The following is a 1,142-nucleotide window of genomic DNA, read 5'->3' on the forward strand; positions in this document are numbered from 1 at the left end:
GTGGTGCCCACTATTGGGCGCGGCGGCTTCGCGACGTTGGCCACACGGTAAAGCTAATGGCGCCACAGTTCGTAAAGCCTTACGTCAAGGGGAACAAGCATGATGCGGCTGACGCTGAGGCCATCTGCGAAGCGGTCCGTCGGCCGACGATGCGGTTTGTTCCCATCAAGACGGTCGACCAGCAGAGCATTCTTGCCGTACATCGAGTACGGCAGGGGATGATTAAAGCCAGGACAGCTCAAGCAAATCAGATTCGAGGACTGCTGGCTGAATTCGGGTTGATTGTTCCGGTAGGGATCTCACACTTGTTTCTAAAGGTGCCCACCATGCTCGATGAAGCTAAAGACACCATACCTGGCGTATTTCGGGAACTCATCCACCGCCTGTTGGAGCACATGAAGGAACTAACACGCCAGGTTGATCAGCTGGAGATTCAAATTCATCAGTGGCATCGTGCCAGTGAGGTATCCCGGAACTTGGAACAGATTCCAGGGGTCGGCCCAATCACAGCCAGTGCCCTGGTGGCATCAATTGGCGATGCGCGCAACTTCAAGAATGGTCGGCAGCTAGCTGCATGGCTTGGATTGGTACCAAAACAGCACTCGAGCGGCGGCAAGACCAGACTGCAAGGCATCAGCAAGAGGGGCGACAGTTATCTACGTACCCTGCTGGTACACGGAGCACGAGCGGTCGTAAAAAGCGCCGAGCGAAAGCCTGAGCAGCATGTTTGGCTTAGCAAACTGATGGACCGCAGCCACAACAACATCGCGACTGTAGCGCAGGCAAACAAGAACGCGCGGGTCATCTGGGCCTTGATGGCACACGAACAGAAGTTCCGATCAGATTACGTCAGGACGTAATCTGATCGGTTGGAAAATGGTTCAGCTGTACAGTAGTAAGCAGATTCCACCAGTTGCGAGGACACTCAGAGGTTGATGGCAAAACAGGTTAGACCGTGGTCGACATAGCCCGATGACAGCGCAGTACCTTCAGTACGTTAAGGCGATGGGGCGTTGACCAGCGAAACCCATCAGGGACAGGGTTAAAACCCATACAAAGTCCGAATGTACGCTTGCAGACTTACCTATTTGCCTTTAACGACTGATGTGCTTGCAAATCGGGGGCGTCCATGTACGCTGTCA

General features: G+C 54.0%; 1 protein-coding gene. It reads left to right on the forward strand.

The features are described 5' to 3' along the window. The coding region (locus FHS02_RS31140) for an IS110 family RNA-guided transposase (RefSeq protein WP_183444279.1) at nucleotides 1–860 on the forward strand (860 nt) is incomplete at its 5' end. Nucleotides 861–1,142: the final 282 nt, after the last annotated feature.

The organism is Pseudoduganella umbonata (assembly GCF_014192225.1).
GTDB classification, from domain to species: Bacteria; Pseudomonadota; Gammaproteobacteria; order Burkholderiales; family Burkholderiaceae_D; genus Rugamonas; species Rugamonas umbonata.